This window comes from Dactylosporangium cerinum, assembly GCF_042653625.1.
Lineage (GTDB): Bacteria > Actinomycetota > Actinomycetes > Mycobacteriales > Micromonosporaceae > Dactylosporangium > Dactylosporangium cerinum.
On the sequence record NZ_JBHSIU010000103.1, the window covers coordinates 1 to 2845 of the forward strand.

General features: G+C 72.1%; 2 protein-coding genes. Both read left to right on the forward strand.

Annotation, left to right across the window (positions count from 1 at the left end):
• The first annotated feature begins 3 nt into the window (after positions 1 to 3).
• Positions 4 to 1041 carry a PrgI family protein gene (locus ACFPIJ_RS52435; RefSeq protein ID WP_380127044.1) on the forward strand — a complete coding sequence of 346 codons (1038 nt, stop codon included), beginning with the start codon at positions 4 to 6 and terminating at the stop codon, positions 1039 to 1041.
• A partial coding sequence (locus ACFPIJ_RS52440; RefSeq protein WP_380127043.1) for a VirB4 family type IV secretion system protein occupies positions 1038 to 2845 on the forward strand: 1808 nt, incomplete at its 3' end. The genes ACFPIJ_RS52435 and ACFPIJ_RS52440, both read left to right, overlap by 4 nt.

Sequence of the window (2845 nt, forward strand, 5' to 3'; positions counted from 1 at the left end):
CCAATGAGTCCGACGAAGAACTCCGAAGACGAGTGGTATAGAGCTCGTATCCCCGCCGACGTCGACGCACCTGACAAAGTGGTCTACGGGCTGACGTTCCGGCAGCTGGCGATCCTCGCCGTCGCCGCGCTTCTCGGCTACGGCGCGTGGAACGCCCTGCACACCCTCTTGCCGATCCCGGGCCTCATCGGCGCGTTCGTCGTGCTCGGCGGGCTGGTCTTCGGCCTGGCCGTCGGCCGTCGCGACGGCCTGCCCCTGGACGTGTGGCTCCTCGCCGGGCTGCGGCACTCCCGCAGCCCGCGCGCGCTGACCACGACCGACACCACCGCCAAGGCCCCGGACTGGGTGCAGGTGCCGCCGAGCAAGATGATGCTGCCGGCGCCGCTGCAACTGCCCGCCGACGCGATCAGCGCCGACGGACAGATCAGCCTCACCGACCGGACCGGCGGCATGACAGCGGCGATGGTCGCCGCGACCAGTGTCAACCTCGCGCTGCGCACCGCCGACGAGCAGGCCGCGCTGATCGACACGTTCGGCCGGTGGCTCAACAGCCTCGCCACACCCACCCAGATCGTGGTCTCCGCGCAGCCGGTCGACCTCGCCTCCTGCGCCCGCAACCTCGCCCGCGCCGCCGAGCGGCTCCCGGACCCGGCGCTCGCCGCGGCATGCACCGACCACGCGCAGTTCCTGGCCGACCTGGCCGAACGCCGGGATCCGCTGCGCCGGCAGGTCCTCATCGTCACCCGCGCCGGCCGCGGCGAACGCGGCGAGCACGCCGCCCGCCGCCGCGCCGACGACACCGTCCGCGCCCTGTCCGGCCTCGGCGTCACCACCCGCGCCCTCGACGGTGCAGCGGTCACCGCCGCAATCGCCGCGGCCGCGGACCCCTACCGGCCCCCCAGACCCGGCGGGCTCGCCGCCCCCGACGCGGTCATCACCGCCGCAGCCCCCAAGACCACGCCGAAGACCACGCCGAAGACCGCGCCCAGGATTGCGGCCAAGACGGCGGCACCGAAGCCACACAGAAGGACACCGTCATGAACCTGCTCACCAGAACCACACCCGCCGCGGCGACCCCGCAGACCGCGGGGCTGGCCGCGACCGTAGCCCCGGCCTCGGTCGAGGTCACCCCCCGGATGCTCCACGTCGGCGACGGCTACGCCGCCACCCTCGTCGTCACCGGCTACCCCGCCGAAGTCGGCCCCGCCTGGCTCGAACCGCTACTGTCCTGGCCCGGCCGCCTCGACCTCGCCCTGCACATCGACCCGCTCCCAGCACCGATCGCGGCGAAGCGCCTGCGTACCCAACGCGCCAGGTTCGAGTCCTCCCGCCGCGCCGACGCAGAGAAAGGCAAACTGGCCGACCCCTACGTGGAGGCCGCAGCAGACGACGCCGCCGACCTCGCCGAACGCCTCGCCAGGGGCGCCGCGCGACTGTTCCGGGTCGGCCTGTACCTGACCGTGCACGCGCGCACCGAGACCGAGCTCCTCGACGCGTGTGCGCAGGTGAAGGCCGCCGCCGCGTCCACCCTCATCGAGGTCCAGCCGGCCACCTGGCGGCACCTGCCCGGCTGGACCACCACCCTGCCCCTGGCCACCGACTCCCTGCAGCTGTTGCGAACCATGGACACCCAGGCCCTCGCAGCCGCATTTCCCCTTGCCTCAGCAGACCTGCCCGCGCCGCTACCCGGCGACCCCGCCACCACCGGCGGCGTCCTCTACGGCATCAACCCCGACAGCTCCGGCATCGTGTGGTGGGACCGGTGGGTCCAGGAAAATCACAACAGCGTCGTCCTTGCCCGCTCCGGTGCCGGCAAGTCGTACTTCGTCAAGCTCGACGTGCTGCGCAACCTGTACCAGGGCGTGCACGTGTCGATCGTCGACCCCGAGGACGAGTACCTGCGCCTCGCCGACGCCGTCGGCGGCACCGTCATACGGCTCGGCCAGCCCGGCGTGAAAATCAACCCCCTGGATCTGCCGGTCGGCGACACCCGCCCCGACGTGCTCACCCGCCGCGGACTGTTCCTGCACACCCTCATCGCGGTCCTGCTTGGGCACCAGCCACCACCGACCGAACGCGCCGCCCTGGACCGCGCGATCCTCGCCACCTACCGCGCCGCGGGCATCACCGCCGACCCCGCCACCCACCACCGCCGCGCTCCGCTCCTGACCGACCTCGCCGCCACGCTGCGCGGCGACGACGACCCGGCCGCGGCGCAGCTCGCCGCGCGGCTCGCACCGTGGGTCGACGGGTCGTTCGCCGACCTGTTCAACGGCGCGACCACAACCCGGCCCGACGGGCACCTCGTGGTGTGGTCGCTGCGACACCTGGCCGATGAGCTGCGCACCGTCGGGACACTCCTGGCCCTCGACGCGATCTGGCGCAGTGTCGACGCCCCCAGCACCCGATGCCACGCGATGCGGCGCCTGGTCGTCGTGGACGAGGCGTGGCTGCTCATGCGCGACGGCGAGGGCGCCCGGTTCCTGTTCACCATGAGCAAGGCCGGCCGGAAACGCAACGCCGGCCTGACCGTCATCACCCAGGACGTGGCGGACATCCTCGGCACCGACCTCGGCATGGCCGTGGTATCCAACGCCGCCACCCAGATCCTGCTCAAACAGGCCCCGCAGGCCATCGACGCTGTTGGTGACGCGTTCGGGCTCACCGTCGGGGAACGGCGGATGCTGCTCGCAGCACGGACCGGTCACGGCCTGTTGATCTCGGGCACCAACCGCACCGGGTTCGAGTCGATCGCCTCACCGAGCGAACACCTGCTCGCGACCGGAGATATAGAGTTCCACGAAATGTTGCGGGATTCCGGTGCGAACTCTGGGGTCGATGACCT